The sequence below is a fragment of the Agathobaculum ammoniilyticum genome, assembly GCF_025567315.1.
GTDB classification, from domain to species: Bacteria; Bacillota; Clostridia; order Oscillospirales; family Butyricicoccaceae; genus Agathobaculum; species Agathobaculum ammoniilyticum.
Map to the genome: position 1 here is coordinate 107,518 of NZ_JAOQJE010000009.1, position 15,574 is coordinate 123,091.

Sequence of the window (15,574 nt, forward strand, 5' to 3'; positions counted from 1 at the left end):
TATCGGCTCCTTTCCGTCCGGTCAAATGCCCAGGTATGCTTTCTTCAGGCTTTCATCCTGCAGCAGCTTTTTGCCCACGTCCTGCATGACGACCGTGCCGTTCTCAATGACATAGCCCCAGTCCGAGATGGACAGCGTCTTACCGACGTTCTGCTCCACAATCAGGATCGCGGTGCCGCGGTCGCGGATCATCTCGATGGTCTGGAACATTTCGGTCACCAGGATCGGCGCGAGGCCCCAGGAGGGTTCGTCCATAATCAGCAGCTTGGGGTTGCTCATCAGTGCGCGGGCCATGGCGACCATCTGCTGCTCGCCGCCGGAGAGCGTACCGGTGAGCTGCCGGCGCCGCTCGAGCAGGCGCGGGAAAATCTGGAACATCTCTTCCTTGTTTTCCTTGCGGCGCTTGCGGGACTCCTTGGTGCAGGAGCCGATGTCGAGATTGTCCTCCACCGTCATGTTGGGGAAGAGCTGGCGGCCCTCCGGCACCAGGCAGACGCCTTTTTGCATGATCTTGTCGGGGGAGAGGCCGTTCAGCTTTTCGCCGTTGTATTCCGCCGTGCCGCTGGTGAGCGGAATCAGGCCGGTGATCGCCTTGATGAGTGTGCTTTTGCCGGCGCCGTTGCCGCCCACGATCGCGACGATCTGATTGTCCGGCACCTCCAGCGAAATGCCGTGGACAATTTCACCGCCGTTGTAGCCGGTGCGTAAATCGCTAATTTTCAGCATTGTCAAAATCCTCCCCCAAATAGGCGCTGATCGCACGCTTGTCGTTGGCGACCTGCTCGGGCGTGCCTTCCACCAGCTTTTCGCCCCGGTGCAGGATGTAGATTTTGTCGCACAGGGACATGATCGTCTTAATATCGTGCTCGATGATCAGGATGGTAACGCCCGCGTCGCGCACCTTGCGGCAAGTGTCGACCAGCTCGAGCTTTTCCTGCGGGTTGCAGCCGGCCATGACCTCATCAAGCAGAATAAGCTCCGGACCGACCGCCAGCGCGCGGGCGATCTCCAGCTTTTTCTTGTCCACAGTGGTCGTGTTGTTGGCGATCATATCCAGATCGCAGGTCATGCCGACCAGACCAGCAACCTCACGCGCCTTCTGCTCCACCTGCCTGGCGTTGGTGGTGTGCAGGAACGCGCCGACCATGATGTTCTGCAGCACGGTCATGTCGCCGAACGGCTTTGTGACCTGGAAGGTGCGCGCAAGCCCCATCCTGGCCATGTCCTCGGTCCTGGCCTCGGTGATATCCTGGTCCTTGAAATAGATTTTGCCGCTGGTCGGGTGGTAGTAGTTGGCGATCATATTGAACAGGGTGGTCTTGCCGGCGCCGTTGGGGCCGATCAGCCCGACGATCGCGTTTTTCTCAATCTCGCCGGAAAAATCGTTTACCGCTGTCAGGCCGCCGAACTGCTTGGTCACATGTTCCATTTTAACGATTACTGACATTTTCTTATCCCTCGCTTCGTACATATTTGCGCGGTGCCTTTGCCGGCGGCGGTTATTTGGACGCCGCCTTGGACTGTTTCCTCTTTCCATGCGCGCCGAACAGCTTCTCCTCGATCCACTGCGCCGCCTTTACGACATATTCGCACAAACCGTGAGGCATAAAGTAAACGACCAGCATCATGATAACGCCGTACAGGAATAGGTTCAGGCCGGACATCGTACCCGCGAAGGTGGCGGACAGGTATTCCGACAGGGGGACCAGCACGACCGCGCCGATCACGGGACCCATAACGGTGCCTTGCCCGCCGATCAGGGCGATCAGGGCGATCTGTACCGCCAGGTCGTAGCCGAAAATGCGGTCCGGACCGATGTAACGGAAGTACTGGGCATAGAAAGTACCGGCTAGGGAGATCATAAAGCAGCTGATGCCCATGGCGATCAGCTTGTACTTGGTCACGTTGATGCCCAGGCTCCGCGCGGCGTCGTCGTCGCTGCGGATCGCGACCAGATAATACCCGAGCTTGCTTCTGGACATTTTCCAGGTGACAAAAACGCCGATGGCCAGCAGGATAAACGCAACATAGTAGTAGCCCAGCTTGCTGCGGAACTCATACATAACGGCCTGATAGCCCGTCTGGGTCAGCGACCAGCCGGAGCCGCCCTTGAGCGGGATTGGGCCGAGGTTTTCCGTGTTCAGGACAAAGGTGCCGAATATTTCGCAGATCGCGATGGAGGCGAGCGTGAAATACGGACCCTTGAGGCGGAAAGTCGGATAGCTGATGACAACGCCGATCAGCATGGCGACCGCCGCGCCGATCAGCATGCCGATCCAGGGGGAAACACCCTTGGTTTCCAGGAGGATCGTAGAGATATAGCCGCCGATGCCCATGTAAACCGAATGGCCGAGCGACATCGTGCCGGCGTAGCCGCAGATCAGGTTCCAGGCGACCGCTGCAAATGCATAGAAGCAAACCAGGATCAGGATGCTCTGCATATAGGTGTTTGCCAGCAGCGGCGCGACAAGAAAGCACAGCGCTGCCAGCCAAACGAAAAATTTACCCTTAAAAATAGAATTTCCTTTATAGCTCATATCTCGCATCCCTCACTTTTTCTTGCCCAGCAAACCGTCCGGCTTGATGACCAGAACGATCAGGAAAAGGATAAACGACAGCATGGACGCCATGGTAGAGGTGATAAACTGCGCGCCGACCTGCTCGATCAGGCCGAATATCAGGCCGCCGATGATCGCGCCGGGGATGCTGCCCAGGCCGCCCAGCACAACGATCATGAACGACTTTGTGCCGAACACATTGCCGACGGAGGGGGAGACCAGGTAAAACGAGGCCATGCAGGCGCCCGCAATGGCAAGCGCCGCGGTACCCAGACCGAACGCGATGCCGTAGGTCGTATGTACATTGACGCCGCACAGCGCCGCTGCGTCACGGTTCTGGGATACCGCGCGGATTCGCTTGCCCAGTTCGGTGCGGTTGATGATGAACCACAGGATGCCCGCGACGACAAAGGCCAGCACGAAAGAGATGATGCGCGAATACTGCGTGACGAATTTTCCGTCGAACAGGCGCGCGTAATTCGAATAAGCCCAGGTGTTGAGCGTTTTATAGCGCGAGGTATAGATCATCAGGTAAAGGTTTGCGATCGCATAGTCCAGGCCGATCGTGAACAGCATAACGCTGGTCGGTTCGAGCACGCTGGCGCGCTCGCGGATGAGCAGCGGACGGATGACAACCTTCTGCAGCAAAAAGCCGATCACAAAGAACAGGGGCGCGATGACGATCATGGCTAAAAACGGATCGACATCATACCGCGTGAACAGCTCGTAATACGCATAAGCCGAGGCCATCAGCATGGCGCCGTGCGCGAAGTTGATGATGCGCACCACGCCGAAGATGACGCTCAGGCCGACCGCGATCAGGCCGTATGCCCCTCCCAGGATCAGCCCGTGCAGAATGGACAAAAACAAATTGTTCATAACCTATTTCCTTTCCTCTGTAATTACCGCCTCGATACAGTTTGCAGAGCGTTGTAAAGGGCGTATGGCTGGAACGGGTATGCCGAAAGGATAACGCCGAAAACGGCGCAGCGGAGGGGCGGGAAGGCTTCCCGCCCCAGGCCGCCGCCGTATTGGCATGGAGCTGTTTCCGTACAGGGAAAGTCAGCGCTCGCTGAACGCGGGGATGGGGAGGACCGCCGTGCCGCCGGAGCTGTGCTCAGCCGGATAAAGGGCGACAGGCTCGCTGTTCTGGTACTGGACGATCGTGCCGCCGGTCGGGCCGCCGCCAAAGGTGTTCTGGCCCTTTTCGTCAAAGACGATGGCGCTGTAGCCGGAGAGCAGCGCGCGCTCCTCGTCGCTGTTCTGGATGTTCAGGTTAGCGATCGCGTCGCGCAGGGCCTCCGCGTCCGTGGTACCCGCGGATTCGAGCGCATAGTAGGCGACATAGGCCGCGGTCCAGCCCTGGGCGAAGAACGAACTCATTTCATAGCCGTAGGTATCCTTGCACTGCTGGGCGACTTCCTTGATCCATTCCTTGTTCTGGACGCCGGACATGTCCCAGTCCTCCTGGACGAACGTGTATTCATAGACTTCGGGGCTGACGGATTCATAGAACGCGGAGTCCTGCCAGCCGCCGCCGACCGACCAGATACCGTAGGGCAGATCAACCTGGTTGGCGTACATTGCATTGGCGAATACGATGGCGTCATCGGTATAGAACGAAACGTTGCACACGTCCGCGCCGGATTCCTTGATCTTGAGCACTTGGGAGGTCATGTCCGCCTGGCCGTTGGTCACAGGCTCGTCAAGCACGCAAGTCCAGCCGCGCTCGTCTGCCAGCTCTTTCCAGATGCGGGCGTTATCCGAACCCCAGTCTGTGTTTTCATAAATCAGAGCGTAGGTCAGGGTATCCAGATTATATTCCTTACACACCTCGTCCAGCGCGACAATCATCTCCTGCACGTCGAACGTCGCGGTGTTGTTGATACGGTATACATAATCGTAGCCTCGCTCGGTCACGTCTGTCGCAACACCGCCCTGGGAGATAAATGGGATGGAGTATTTCTGGGCGACTTCAGATGCGGAGATACAGCAGGTGCTGTTATACGCACCGATGATTAGGGATACATCATCGTCCGTGATCAGGCGCTCGCATGCGACCGAAGCCTGGTCAGCCGCAGTCTGCGTATCCGCAACGACCAGCTCGATCTGTGCGCCGTCCATCGACTTGATGCCGCCGTTGGCATTGATCTCCTTGATCGCGGCCTCGGCTCCGTCCGCATGCTGCTGGCCGATGGTTGCGGAACCGCCGGTCAACGGCCACAGGCTGCCGATCTTGACAACGTTACCGCCTGTGGATGGCGTGTCCTGCGCGTTGGCGTCGGAGGTGTCCGCGCCGTTCCCGCAGCCCACAAGGCTGAGGGCAAAGGTGAGGGACAGGCCCAAACTGATCAATCGCTTAACTCTTTTCATTTTTCTTCCTCCTTAGTGTGTTGGGATTTTTTATTTGCAGCAGCTACACAAAACAGCTCACTCCTTCTTCTCACCGCCTCTCTTCCGTAGCCGCCAACAAATATTTCAAACCTATTTTCCGGATGTACCCGTCAAAGGCCTGTTCCCAGTCCTCCAGACGGTATATGTTGCTGATCAGCGGCTTGAGGCTGATCTTTTTCTGCCCCAGCAGTTCGAGCGAGCGGATCCACCACTCGGTTTTTTGGGCATAGGTTCCGTAAACGGTCAACTCCTTGAGCGTGATCAGGTTCATATCCAACGTGGTGGGCTTGCCCGTCAGGCCGACTTGCACATACCGGCCGCCCTTGCGCACGGCGCGCAGACCCATCTGGATCGCAGGGCCGGCGCCGGAGCAGTCGAACACGACATCCGGCCCGTAGGGCGGGCAAAGCGCGGCGATCCGATCCTCCGCATCCGGCCGGTCGGAAAAGACCGCGGCGCAGGCGCCAAGCTCTTTGGCCAGCTCCAGCCGCTCGGCGTCCACTTGGGTGCCGGCTATCACGACCCGCGCGCCCGCGCTGGCTGCGAGCTGCAGGCACATCAGGCCGATCGCGCCCGGGCCGGTGATCAGCACCTTGTCACCCGGCCGTAGGCCGCCGAACTCCAACACGCCCTGCGCGCAGCAGGCGAGCGGCTCGGTCATGGCGGCCTCCTCCATGCTGACGCCCTGCGGGATGCGGTGCAGGTTTTTCGCCGGCACCACCACAAGCTCTGCCATCGCGCCGTTGACCGCGCTGCCGATGGACTGCTTTTCCGGACACAGGTTTTTGTGGCCGGTCTGGCAATAGGGGCAGATGCCGCAGGTGTGGTAATAGGTTTCGCTCACGACCCGCTGCCCGATCCAGGCGGGATCGACGCCCGCGCCGACGGATTCCACCACACCGGACAACTCATGCCCCATCGTTACGGGCGGGTTGGTGGGGTAGCCCCCGTCGCCGCTGAAAATATGGATATCCGTGCCGCAGATGCCGCAGTAGGAGACGCGGATGCGGACCTGGCCGGCTTGGGGGAGCGGTGGCTCGACCTCCATCAGCCGGACCTTTTTCGCCCCGCTTTCGTAATTGACGACTGCTTTCATGGTTCCACTCCTTGCTCTCCGTTCGGGTACAGCAGGATCTTGATGCCCTTGCTGCCTTGCATTTCCTCAAAGCCGCGCTGCCAGTCTTCCAGATCGTAGCGGCTGGTGATCAGATGGTCGACCTGCACCTTGCCGCTGGCCATCAGCTCGATCGCCATTTCCCAGTTGTGGTACTGGTGGCCGAACGTGCCGACAATTTGTAGCTCCTTTGCGGTCAGCAGGGAGTAATCGATGGTCAGCTCGGGCTTGGTCAGGCCGAGCTGGATGAACGTGCCGGCCTTTTTGACTGCCTTCATGGCCTGCCGTATCGCAGGCTCCGCACCGGTGCAGTCCACGGCGACGTCAAAGCCCCTGCCGCCAGTCAGCTCCTGCATCGCTTCGTCGGTCAGTCGGGTCAGTGTCACGTCGATACCGGCGCGTCGGGCGGCATCTAGCCGTTCCTGATCCTGCGGCAGACCGACGAGCACGGTTTTCGCGCCGCACGAGCGGGCGGCCTGCGCCACAAGCTGTCCGATCGCGCCCGGCCCCATGACCAGCACGCGGTCGGCAGCGGTAAGCGCCGTATGGTCGAGCAGGCCGTGCAGCGCAACGGCGAACGGCTCGCACAGAGCGGCCTTGTCAAAGTCCAGGCTGTCCGGTATCTTGTGGACAATGCCCTGCCGCACAGCGATGTATTCCGCCATGGCGCCGTTGACGCCGTAGCCGATGGAAAGCCGCCTGTCGCACATCAGTTCCCGACCGCTGCGGCAATAAGCGCATTTCCCGCAGACGACCTGTGCGGTCTCGCTGACCACGCGGTCGCCCGGCTGCAGACCGGTGACGTTGCGGCCAAGCCCAACGACCACGCCGGAATACTCGTGGCCCAGGATGACGGGCGGGTTGCTCCAGGTGGTGCCGTGCCATATCTTGATATCCGTGCCGCAGATACCCGCCGCGGCCACGCGGATGAGGACCTCGTCCGGCCCCGGTACGGGGCGCTCGGTTTCGCGCAGCGCGACATGGCCCGCGCCGGACTCCCATTTCATCAATGCTTTCATGCTTCTGTTCCCCTTTTGCTGTCCAGCCGTTTTTTGCAGGGATCTTATATAAAAGATAGAGAAGCAACTCCTGTGCCAACTGTACCGTCGCTCCGAAAAAACCCGCTTTTTTACAGAAGGCCGGATTGCCGCCCGGCGTGGGAAAACAGGGACGCATCTGACCCGCAATCGACGGGACGGGCTTCATGTGGTTTGTGCAATATATATAATAATAATTTGTATTATTCTGTGCATTTTTATTTTATGTGACAACGAAGTGGCACATGTGACAGGAAAGGGAAGGAAGCAATTGCTGAAAAAGGAATACTTTGCCGTGAGGGGCACGGCTTTGCAGCGGTTTTTCGAAAGTGTGTCACACTTTTGTCACATAGGGACACACAGCGCCCCAGTCGGCCGGGGACAGCGGGAGGGAAACGGCGGAATTTATTTTTTTCGTGCAAAATTCTGGTTTTGGTGTATAATAATGACACACTGAAACGCAATGCTTTGAAAGGAGGAGCCTTTGTTGATTGCAGAAGCGAAACGCGAGCAGATGGAACGGGCCAGATATCAATTTTTTCACAGCGGGGCGGAAGACTACAGCGTGTTTCCCAAAGTGGTTTATGATTCCTGGAAGCGTTCGCTGGCCTATGGGCTTGATCCGGAGAAGCAATCCGTTAAAAGGCTCGCGCCGGAGGAGCTGGAGGCCCGCCGCCGGAAAAACGCGGTGCTGATGGAGGTTGCCACCTCCTTTATGGAGTTCCTGCATACCCTGGTCAAGGGATCGGGCTTTGTACTTCTCCTGTCGGACAGCGACGGGTATATCCTGAAGCTGATCGGGGATAAGGACGCGGTGGCTGACATCCAGTCAAAGGAAAACCCGCTGGTGGAAGGGGCGTGCCGGCATGAATCGGTGTTCGGCACGGGCGGGATCGGCACGCCGATGGCGATTCGGAAGCCCGTCCAGCTTGCCTCCTACGAGATGTTTTATCCGTCCGAGCATGAGTTTACTGGAATCGGCGCGCCGCTGATCGACGCGGACGGCCGGCTGTGGGGCGCGATCTGCATGTCGGGCGCCTGGAATCAGACGCACCCGCACACGCTGGGGCTGGTGGCTGCGGCAAGCTACGCGATCATGCGGCAGTTTTCGCTGCAAAGGCTGTACAACCGCCTTGCTGCGGCGGAAAACCAGCTTCAAACCATCATTTCGACCATCAACCAGGGCGTGTTCCTGCTGGACAGCGGCTATACCATCGTCAAAACAAACGACACCGCGCTGCAGATCCTGGGCTATACCAAGGACGAGCTGCTCCGGCAGTCCATCCTGGAAATCATGCCCTCGTTCGACTTCTTCAAGATGAAGAAAAACGTATATGACCGCGATTTGACGGTGCAGGGCAAATACGGCACAATCCGCGCGTTTGTCACGATACAGATGGTACAGAACGCCGCCTCAAGCGATGGCTCGGGCCTGTTGATCACCTTCCGGCAGAGTCCGGAGGTGCGCAAATTCGTCACAAAATATATCGGCGCGACCGCCTCGTTCAACTTTGACGACATCATCGGGCAGTCCTCCGCCATCACAACCGCCAAGGCATACGCCCAGATCGCAAGCACCAACTCCGCGAACGTGCTGCTGCTCGGGGAGAGCGGTACGGGAAAGGAACTGTTCGCGCAGTCGATCCACAACAGTAGCGAATTCGCCTGCGGGCCGTTTGTGGCGGTGAACTGCGGCGCGATACCCAAGAGCCTGGTCGAGAGCGAGCTGTTCGGCTACGAGTCGGGCGCGTTCACCGGCGCGAAGCGCGAGGGCAGCGCCGGCAAATTCGAGCTGGCCAACAACGGCACGATCTTTCTGGACGAGATCGGCGATATGCCTTACGAGGTGCAGGTCCACCTGCTGCGCATCCTGCAGACGCGCGAGGTGACGCGCGTCGGGGGGAAGAAGCCGATCCCGCTCAATATCCGCATCATTGCGGGTACCAATGTGGACCTGCAGCAGGCGATTGAGGAAAAGACCTTCCGCAGCGACCTGTATTACCGTCTGAACGTCCTTTCCCTCCAGATACCGACGCTGCGCGAGCGGCAGGAGGATATCCCGATACTTACAGATTATTTCATCCGCAAATACCAGCCGGCGGGCAAGGCGCAGATACGCGGCGTTACAGACGAGGTGATGCGGCTCTTCCTGGAATACCCATGGCCGGGTAATATCCGCGAGCTGGAAAATACGGTCGAGCGCGCCTGCCTGCTGACGACCGATGTGTATATCCGGCCGGAGCATATCACGGCGTCGGTGCTGCGTTACCGCGCGCCGGCCGCGCCTGCACCGGCGGTAAACGAGCCGGCGCGCGGCACGATCCACGATGCGGAACGGGAGCTGATCCTCAAACAGCTCAACGAGTCGCGCGGCAACGTCAAAAACGCGGCGGCGCGTCTGGGCATTAGCCGGAGGACGCTGTACCGCAAAATGCAGAAGCTGGAGATCGATTACCAGCACCTGCGCCGGCGGGAATGACAGGGGAAAATGATGCGGGGAGCCCTCCGCTTGCAGCCGCAAGCGGAGGGCTCCCCGGTTTTTGTATGGATACGCTGGGCCTGCCGACAGGTTGACAATAAGAAAGAGTTAAAAGGAAGAGATATATAGCACAATTGAATCAAGGAGAAAGCAGGCCCAGGGTATCGAAAGAGAAAGAAAAGGAGATTGTCGGGAATGAAAGGGATTACAGCCGCGCCTGATAGATCGCGGTGATATCCTCCAGAGTCAGGGGGATATAGTTGTTTTTCAGCAGCCGCTGCTGATTGTCGATGGTGCTTTGGGCAAAGACAGGGATGTCCTCCCAGGTGACGCCGTAATCCGCCATGCGCTTCCGTTCCAGCACCCTGGACAGCAGGCATTCCAGCAGGTCGATGCCAGTGTCTCCCTCAAGCTCCGCGCCGCTGCCGGCCGCGGCAATCGTATTCTGCAGGAAATGGTCCAGCGTGCGGATTTTTCCGTCCGGCTTCTTTTCCTGGTATTTGCGCAGGACGTCGGTAAAGAACTGGTAGTTGCTTTCGCCATGCGCCACATGGTATTTGCCGCCCAGGGCGTAGCTCATCGCGTGGACTGCGGCGCAGCCGCTGTTGCTGAACGCGATGCCCGCGTAATTGCTGGCGCGCAGGTATTCCGCGCTGCTCTGGAAGCGCGCGTGCTGCCCGCGCTCGGCGATCTGGCAGTAGCCGCGCAGGATATCCTGCATGGCCTGCAGGGAGTACATCTCGGTATACGGAGTTGCGCTGGGGCTGAGGTAGGACTCGACCGCGTGGATGAGCGCGTCGATCGAACTGGTGGCAAACACGCTGTACGGCAGGCTTTGCAGGAATTCCGGAATGAGCACGGCGTGGTCGGCGAACATGGCGGGGGAGACAAGCCCTTGCTTGGTACCCAGCCTGGTGCGGTTGAGGATGGAGATATTGGTCACCTCGCTGCCGGTGCCGCAGGTCGTCGGGATGATGATGAGCCGGCGCGCCTTGGTCAGGCCCACCATATTGTCGTACAGTTCGTCCACCGTTGCGCCGCCGCCGAGGACCAGAACCTTGGCGATATCGATGACCGTGCCGCCGCCGATCGCGATCACACGGTCGTAATTTCCCTTGGCGGCTTCGTCCAGGATGGCCTGCGTCATGGTGTCGGTCGGCTCGCCCAGGCCGAATTTCTCTTGATAGATCCGGCCGCAAGGAAGCTCCAGCTTCTCGATAAAGGGCTTGTAAATGTATTCGTTGGTCAGGATCAGGTCGGACGCACACAGCGTAAATTCCTCCGCAAAGTCTTTGAACGTATCAAACTGGTGGATTTCCGGCCCAATGTAAAGCTGTTTCATAGTATCCTTCCTTTCTTTTCTTTCGCGTCCGGAGCGCTGGACGCGGCTGCAGTTGCGTGGTTCAGAAGTCAAAATCCTCGTAAAAGGTATATTGGATAGCGTCCGCGTTCGGCGCATAGAAGCAGACCATGTGCAGCGGGATATCGCCGGTGTTCCATACCATATGCGGCACGCCCTGCGGGAACAGCACCAGGGTTCCGGGCTCCAGCCCCATGACCTTGTCGCCGACCTTGACCTTTCCCGTTCCGGAAAGCACATAAACGGTCTCCTCGCCGTTGTCATGCGCGTGAGCGGGCTTGGCCTTGGCGCCCGGGTCATAGCTGACCGTGCAGATCGAGCTGTAACTCCCGCCGGTCTTTTCCGGTGTGTGCAGCCAATAGACTTGGCGGCCGTCAAAGACCTTTTTTTCTCCGTCCCGTTCGTGGATGCAAAGATTCATGCAAAACATCTCCCATCTGAAAAATTTATCGTCCCATCACGTAGGCGAACATATTATACTGATTTGTGCAGCAAAAACGGTGCCATCCAAGCGGAACGCGGGAAAAATATCAGGTGTGCGCGGCGTTTTTTCAAGTTTTCAAGCGGGACCGGACGGTCCCTCCCGCCGCGCGAACGCGGAGGGGATGCACATTTCCTGCCGGTATTTCGCGACCGTGCGGCGGGAGATATAGATGCCCTGCTCCTCCAGCAGGGCGGAGAGCTTCTGGTCGCTGTATGGGGCGTCGGCCGGCTCGCGCTGGATCAACCCGCGGATGCGGGCGCGCACATCCTGGGCGTTCGCGCTGACACCCTCGGCGGACACCTCCTGAGAAAACAGGCCGCGCAGCGCGAGCGTGCCGTGCGTCGGCGTTTCGATGTATTTCCCTTTCACGGCGCGGGAAACCGTGGACGGGTGGACCTGAAGCTGCGCCGCCAGCTGGCTCATGGTCATCGGCGCGAGCGGGCCGCGTCCGTCCAGCCACGGGCGTTGGCGCGCGATGACTGCGCGGATCAGCCGCAGGAGGGTTTCGCGGCGCTGAGCGAGAGCGCTGATAATCAGACGGGCGCGGTCGAGCGACTGCTTCAGGTAGGTGTGCAGCTCGGGGGACTGGGCCTGCTGATAGAGCGCCGCGCAGTAGGGGCTGACGCAGTAGGTGTCGGCCGTGCGGTCGTTGAGCAGGATCTCCCAGCCGCCGTCGGTTTTGCGCAGCGTGATATCCGGCATAAGGTAGGGCGCGTCCCCGCCCACAAGTCCGTTCAGCGGATGGGGGGAAAGCTCCTTCAGGAGGTCGATATAACGGGCGAGCGCTTTGCGGGGCAGATGCAGCTCGTCGGCAATCTTGGCGTAATAGCCGGAGGCGATCTCGCTCAGATACCGCAGGATGATGCTGCGCAGCGTGTCGTCAAGCAGACCGCGCGCCTGCGCCTGCCGGAGTAGACAGTGCGCGGCGTCCGCTGCGAAGATGCCGGGCGGATCAAGGCCGCGCAGGACCTCCAGGCAATGCGCCGCGGTGTCGGCGGGCATACCTGTGGACTGGTAGAACTCCGCAAGCGGCGTGCGGAACAGTCCATCGTCGTCTGCCCAGTCCAGCAAAAGCAGAAAATCCCCAGCGTGGGCGCGGAAAGACGGATGCCGCTGCAGTTGGTCGAGGATATGCAGCTTCCACTGCTCCTCGTCGGTGTACAGGCCGCAGGAGGCCTCGTAGGAAAGCGGCTCCGCAGCGGGGGCGGTGCCTGTCCTCCAGCTGCTTTTCCACTCGAGCGCGGGGTTCTCTGTGAATTCCTCCTGCAGGAATTTCTCCAGCTCCTGGGCGGTCAGCTCGAGCATTTTCAGCGATTGCAGCTGCTGCTGGGACAGGATCATGTTTTGCGTCTGCTGCTGAACAGGGTGGTTTGCAAAGACGTCCATCTGGTTCTTCCTCTCTGTCTTCGATCTGTGCGTTGAGGGGCTTTGCTTGGCGAGCAGTAAGCGCAACGGCACAAAAAAGTATAAAGCAAAACCCATGCCAACTTCTGGCATGGGTTTTGCTTGGCGAGAGGATGAGGCTGTGGACGCGTCCGGCACGTCAGCGCGCGGCAGGGATGCGCTGCGCCGGCGGGCAGAAAAAAGCCTGCAGCCATATGGCTGCAGGCTTTGAGGACGATGGTGCCGCCAGCCGGAATCGAACCGGCACAGTATCGCTACCGGAGGATTTTAAGTGTTCATATATATTTTTTATAATCCTTTAGGCTATATTATTAAGGCTTGTTTCGCGTTATTTGTTCTGAATTTTATAACTTTTTGAAGAGAACAGATTATTCGCAATTGCAGATTTGTTGGCAGAATGTTGGCAACAAGAAAAGCCCCATACCTTGTTGATTAAAAAAAGGAGTTTTCGTTATGAAGATACTTTATACATATCATGATTTAGGTGGAGATGCAATCAAGCAGTTTTTACAAACACTTCACCCAAAGCAACAGGAACGACTGCTATGGTTTATCACAATGCTGCTGTTGCCGCGCGATACGATAGGAAAACCACCGGTCAAGCATTTCCAAATGGATAGATACCGGCGGCTATTTGAATTGCGGGACAAATACAAGACGACCTTGAGCCGTGTTATTTTCACCTATGATTCCAAGGGGAATGTGATTATACTGGAAGCGTTTATCAAAAACCACAAACGGAAAACGGATGCAGCACTTGAAACTGCACTGGCAAAACTGCGTCGAATCGAACACGATCCGGCGCAGTTTCTTTTGAAAATTGATACACCCGATTTGGTTAAACAAATTGTATAGGAGGCGTTCGACAATGTACCTGCTTATTCACAGGCAACGTCCGCCGCCTGTTCGATAACGTGTTATATATTCTATAGGAAGGCAAGGTCGCTTCTCTTTATCCTGTGAAATCTTTGCAGGGAAGCCGCCGTATGATGTAAAAGCGGCTTCCCTTGCAATTGACAACATTTCGGTTCAAAATAATTTGGTTGACAGCATCGCGCACTCGCTGTAAAGTAAAGATACAGGAATGGAAAGCGAAGGTGAAATCTTATGAAGACCAGTCTTGCAGCTTTACTTTGTACAGCGACATTTATTGCCGGTACAGTGCCTTTCGCCAGTGCGGCTGATACGGTAATTGCCACCCCCACCCGTGACATGGGCCAGACGGTCTACGTTGATGGCCCCCGCGTCTATCCCACGGGGTACAATATAGCGGACAACAATTATTTCAAGCTGCGCGATATTGGTACGCTTGTGGGCTTTGGTGTGGAGTGGAACAACGAGACGCAGACCGTAGAGATCAGCACGGAGCGCACGGCCCCCAGCGTGGCGGGCATTAAGGACGAGGCGGTAAGCGGCGCGTCTGCCAAGGTGACGGATCAGAAAATCACCATAGATGGCAAGCAGGCCAGCATGACGGCCTACCAGATCAGCGGAAACAATTATGTGAAGCTGCGGGATATCGGTAAGCAGATCGATTTTGGCGTATCCTATGACGCGGCTACGGAGAGCGTCCGTATCGACACGGATGCGCCGTACACGGAAAGCACAACGCCTGCCGGCGGCAGCGCCATTACGAAGTGGAACAAAACCATGTCAGAATTCAATCAGGCCATGATAGACTGCAACTGGCGGCCGGAAAAATATCTTGAGACGGCGAAAAAATATGCGCCGGTCATCACGGGTAAAGCGGCCGGCACGGTAGAGGACGTTATCGCTGCACTGGACGCCATGAAAGGCGCGCCGGTAGACGCGGTTTCGTTCGAAGATGACCGCACGGTAAACCATTTCTGGGCAGATGAGCTGCGCAAGGCGCTGGGTCAGGAAGTCACAAGCGGCGGCGATAGCACGGACGGCAATGCCGATAACAGCAGCAGTTCCACTACTGTAACGGACGAAATGCTCCGAGAATGGGAACTGGAAATGATAGATGCCATCAATGAAGAGCGCCGCAAGGTTGGTGTCCCAGAATTGGAGATTGACCAAAATCTTATGAGTTGGGCGCAGTATTGGGCCATGCATCTTACCACGGAGTTTAGGCATTCTGATATTGATGAAGAGCGTGCTTTCGCAGCCGAAAATGGTATGTCAGCAGATGATGTGTATAGTCACGAAAATATTACAGGCGCAGGGCGCATGACCCAACTTGGTGTTGAGATGGGCTTTGATCCCATGAAAGCAGCAATGAATAATTTCATGAATTCGGATGGGCATCGCTATGCTATCTTAGATGAGGATTATACTCGCGTAGGCATCGGCTTTGCTGTTTCAGAAAATGGAACTATTTACTGCGCGCAAGAGTTCGGTTTATAACTCAACCAGAGCGATTAGATCAACCTAATCGCTCTTTCTTTTTATCCAGGCTATGAAACAAGTAAATCATCATCAGCGCGCGCCGCCTTTCCCTTGAAAGGCGGCTTTTTTATTCCAATATGAGGAGGCAAATCATGATAAAGGATATTTTCAGACAGGTCACAGCAGGCGCATTGTCCGCCCTTACTCTCCTCACCAGCGTGCCGCTGGCCGCTGCAGTGGACAGCGGCATCATGCCGCTGGCAGATGAGGACAACGAGGCGTCCAGCATTGAGATCAACGTAGGCGAGGTGTACACTATCGCGGACAGAGGCGTGCAAAAGGCGTGGTTCCAGCAGAACGGCGCGCCACGCAACGTCTGGCCTATGTTTACG

General features: G+C 57.7%; 14 protein-coding genes. 4 read left to right on the forward strand and 10 right to left on the reverse strand.

The genetic code is table 11. The features are described 5' to 3' along the window. Positions 1-21: 21 nt before the first annotated feature. The 7 genes from OCV66_RS10820 to OCV66_RS10850 all read right to left on the reverse strand — a co-directional run bounded on the left by OCV66_RS10820 (position 22) and on the right by OCV66_RS10850 (position 7,085). Entirely contained in the window at positions 22-726 is a 705-nt protein-coding gene (locus OCV66_RS10820) for an ABC transporter ATP-binding protein (RefSeq protein ID WP_054328356.1), read from the reverse strand. Further along, a complete protein-coding gene (locus OCV66_RS10825) occupies positions 713-1,447 on the reverse strand; it encodes an ABC transporter ATP-binding protein (RefSeq protein ID WP_159068121.1) in 735 nt (244 codons plus the stop codon). Before OCV66_RS10825 ends, OCV66_RS10820 begins: the two co-directional genes overlap by 14 nt. 52 nt (positions 1,448-1,499) lie before the next feature. Further along, entirely contained in the window at positions 1,500-2,537 is a 1,038-nt protein-coding gene (locus OCV66_RS10830; RefSeq protein ID WP_159068120.1) for a branched-chain amino acid ABC transporter permease, read from the reverse strand. 12 nt (positions 2,538-2,549) lie between these two features. After that, complete coding sequence (locus OCV66_RS10835; protein WP_054328353.1) at positions 2,550-3,437, reverse strand: branched-chain amino acid ABC transporter permease; 888 nt, start codon at positions 3,435-3,437, stop codon at positions 2,550-2,552. A gap of 183 nt (positions 3,438-3,620) precedes the next feature. Further along, a complete protein-coding gene (locus OCV66_RS10840) occupies positions 3,621-4,931 on the reverse strand; it encodes an ABC transporter substrate-binding protein (protein WP_107631254.1) in 1,311 nt (436 codons plus the stop codon). A gap of 70 nt (positions 4,932-5,001) precedes the next feature. Beyond that, positions 5,002-6,048: a zinc-dependent alcohol dehydrogenase gene (locus OCV66_RS10845; RefSeq protein WP_147574276.1), complete on the reverse strand. Its 1,047-nt coding sequence runs from the start codon at positions 6,046-6,048 to the stop codon at positions 5,002-5,004. Further along, a complete protein-coding gene (locus OCV66_RS10850) occupies positions 6,045-7,085 on the reverse strand; it encodes a zinc-dependent alcohol dehydrogenase (protein WP_054328350.1) in 1,041 nt (346 codons plus the stop codon). Before OCV66_RS10850 ends, OCV66_RS10845 begins: the two co-directional genes overlap by 4 nt. 505 nt (positions 7,086-7,590) lie before the next feature. Between OCV66_RS10850 and OCV66_RS10855 the strand changes: the two genes are divergently transcribed. Continuing rightward, positions 7,591-9,582 carry a sigma-54-dependent Fis family transcriptional regulator gene (locus tag OCV66_RS10855; RefSeq protein WP_054328349.1) on the forward strand — a complete coding sequence of 664 codons (1,992 nt, stop codon included), beginning with the start codon at positions 7,591-7,593 and terminating at the stop codon, positions 9,580-9,582. A 205-nt stretch (positions 9,583-9,787) separates the two neighbouring features. On the opposite strand, the gene OCV66_RS10860 is transcribed toward OCV66_RS10855, so the two are convergent. The 3 genes from OCV66_RS10860 to rpoN form a co-directional block, all read right to left on the reverse strand. Further along, positions 9,788-10,924 (reverse strand): 4-hydroxybutyrate dehydrogenase, encoded by a 1,137-nt coding sequence (locus OCV66_RS10860; RefSeq protein ID WP_147574277.1) that lies wholly within the window; start codon positions 10,922-10,924, stop codon positions 9,788-9,790. A gap of 61 nt (positions 10,925-10,985) precedes the next feature. Then, a complete protein-coding gene (locus OCV66_RS10865) occupies positions 10,986-11,363 on the reverse strand; it encodes a cupin domain-containing protein (RefSeq protein ID WP_054328347.1) in 378 nt (125 codons plus the stop codon). A gap of 138 nt (positions 11,364-11,501) precedes the next feature. After that, positions 11,502-12,812, reverse strand: a complete 1,311-nt coding sequence (gene rpoN / locus OCV66_RS10870; protein WP_262564464.1) for an RNA polymerase factor sigma-54 — start codon at positions 12,810-12,812, stop codon at positions 11,502-11,504. Positions 12,813-13,283: 471 nt separating this feature from the next. Here rpoN and OCV66_RS10875 point away from each other — a divergent pair, with 471 nt between their 5' ends. The 3 genes from OCV66_RS10875 to OCV66_RS10885 form a co-directional block, all read left to right on the forward strand. Then, complete coding sequence (locus OCV66_RS10875) at positions 13,284-13,685, forward strand: type II toxin-antitoxin system RelE/ParE family toxin (RefSeq protein WP_054328344.1); 402 nt, start codon at positions 13,284-13,286, stop codon at positions 13,683-13,685. A 252-nt stretch (positions 13,686-13,937) separates the two neighbouring features. Then, on the forward strand, positions 13,938-15,200 hold the full coding sequence (locus OCV66_RS10880) for a CAP domain-containing protein (RefSeq protein ID WP_082397393.1): 1,263 nt from the start codon (positions 13,938-13,940) through the stop codon (positions 15,198-15,200). 134 nt (positions 15,201-15,334) lie between these two features. After that, on the forward strand, positions 15,335-15,574 hold a 240-nt coding region (locus OCV66_RS10885), incomplete at its 3' end, for a hypothetical protein (protein ID WP_262564466.1).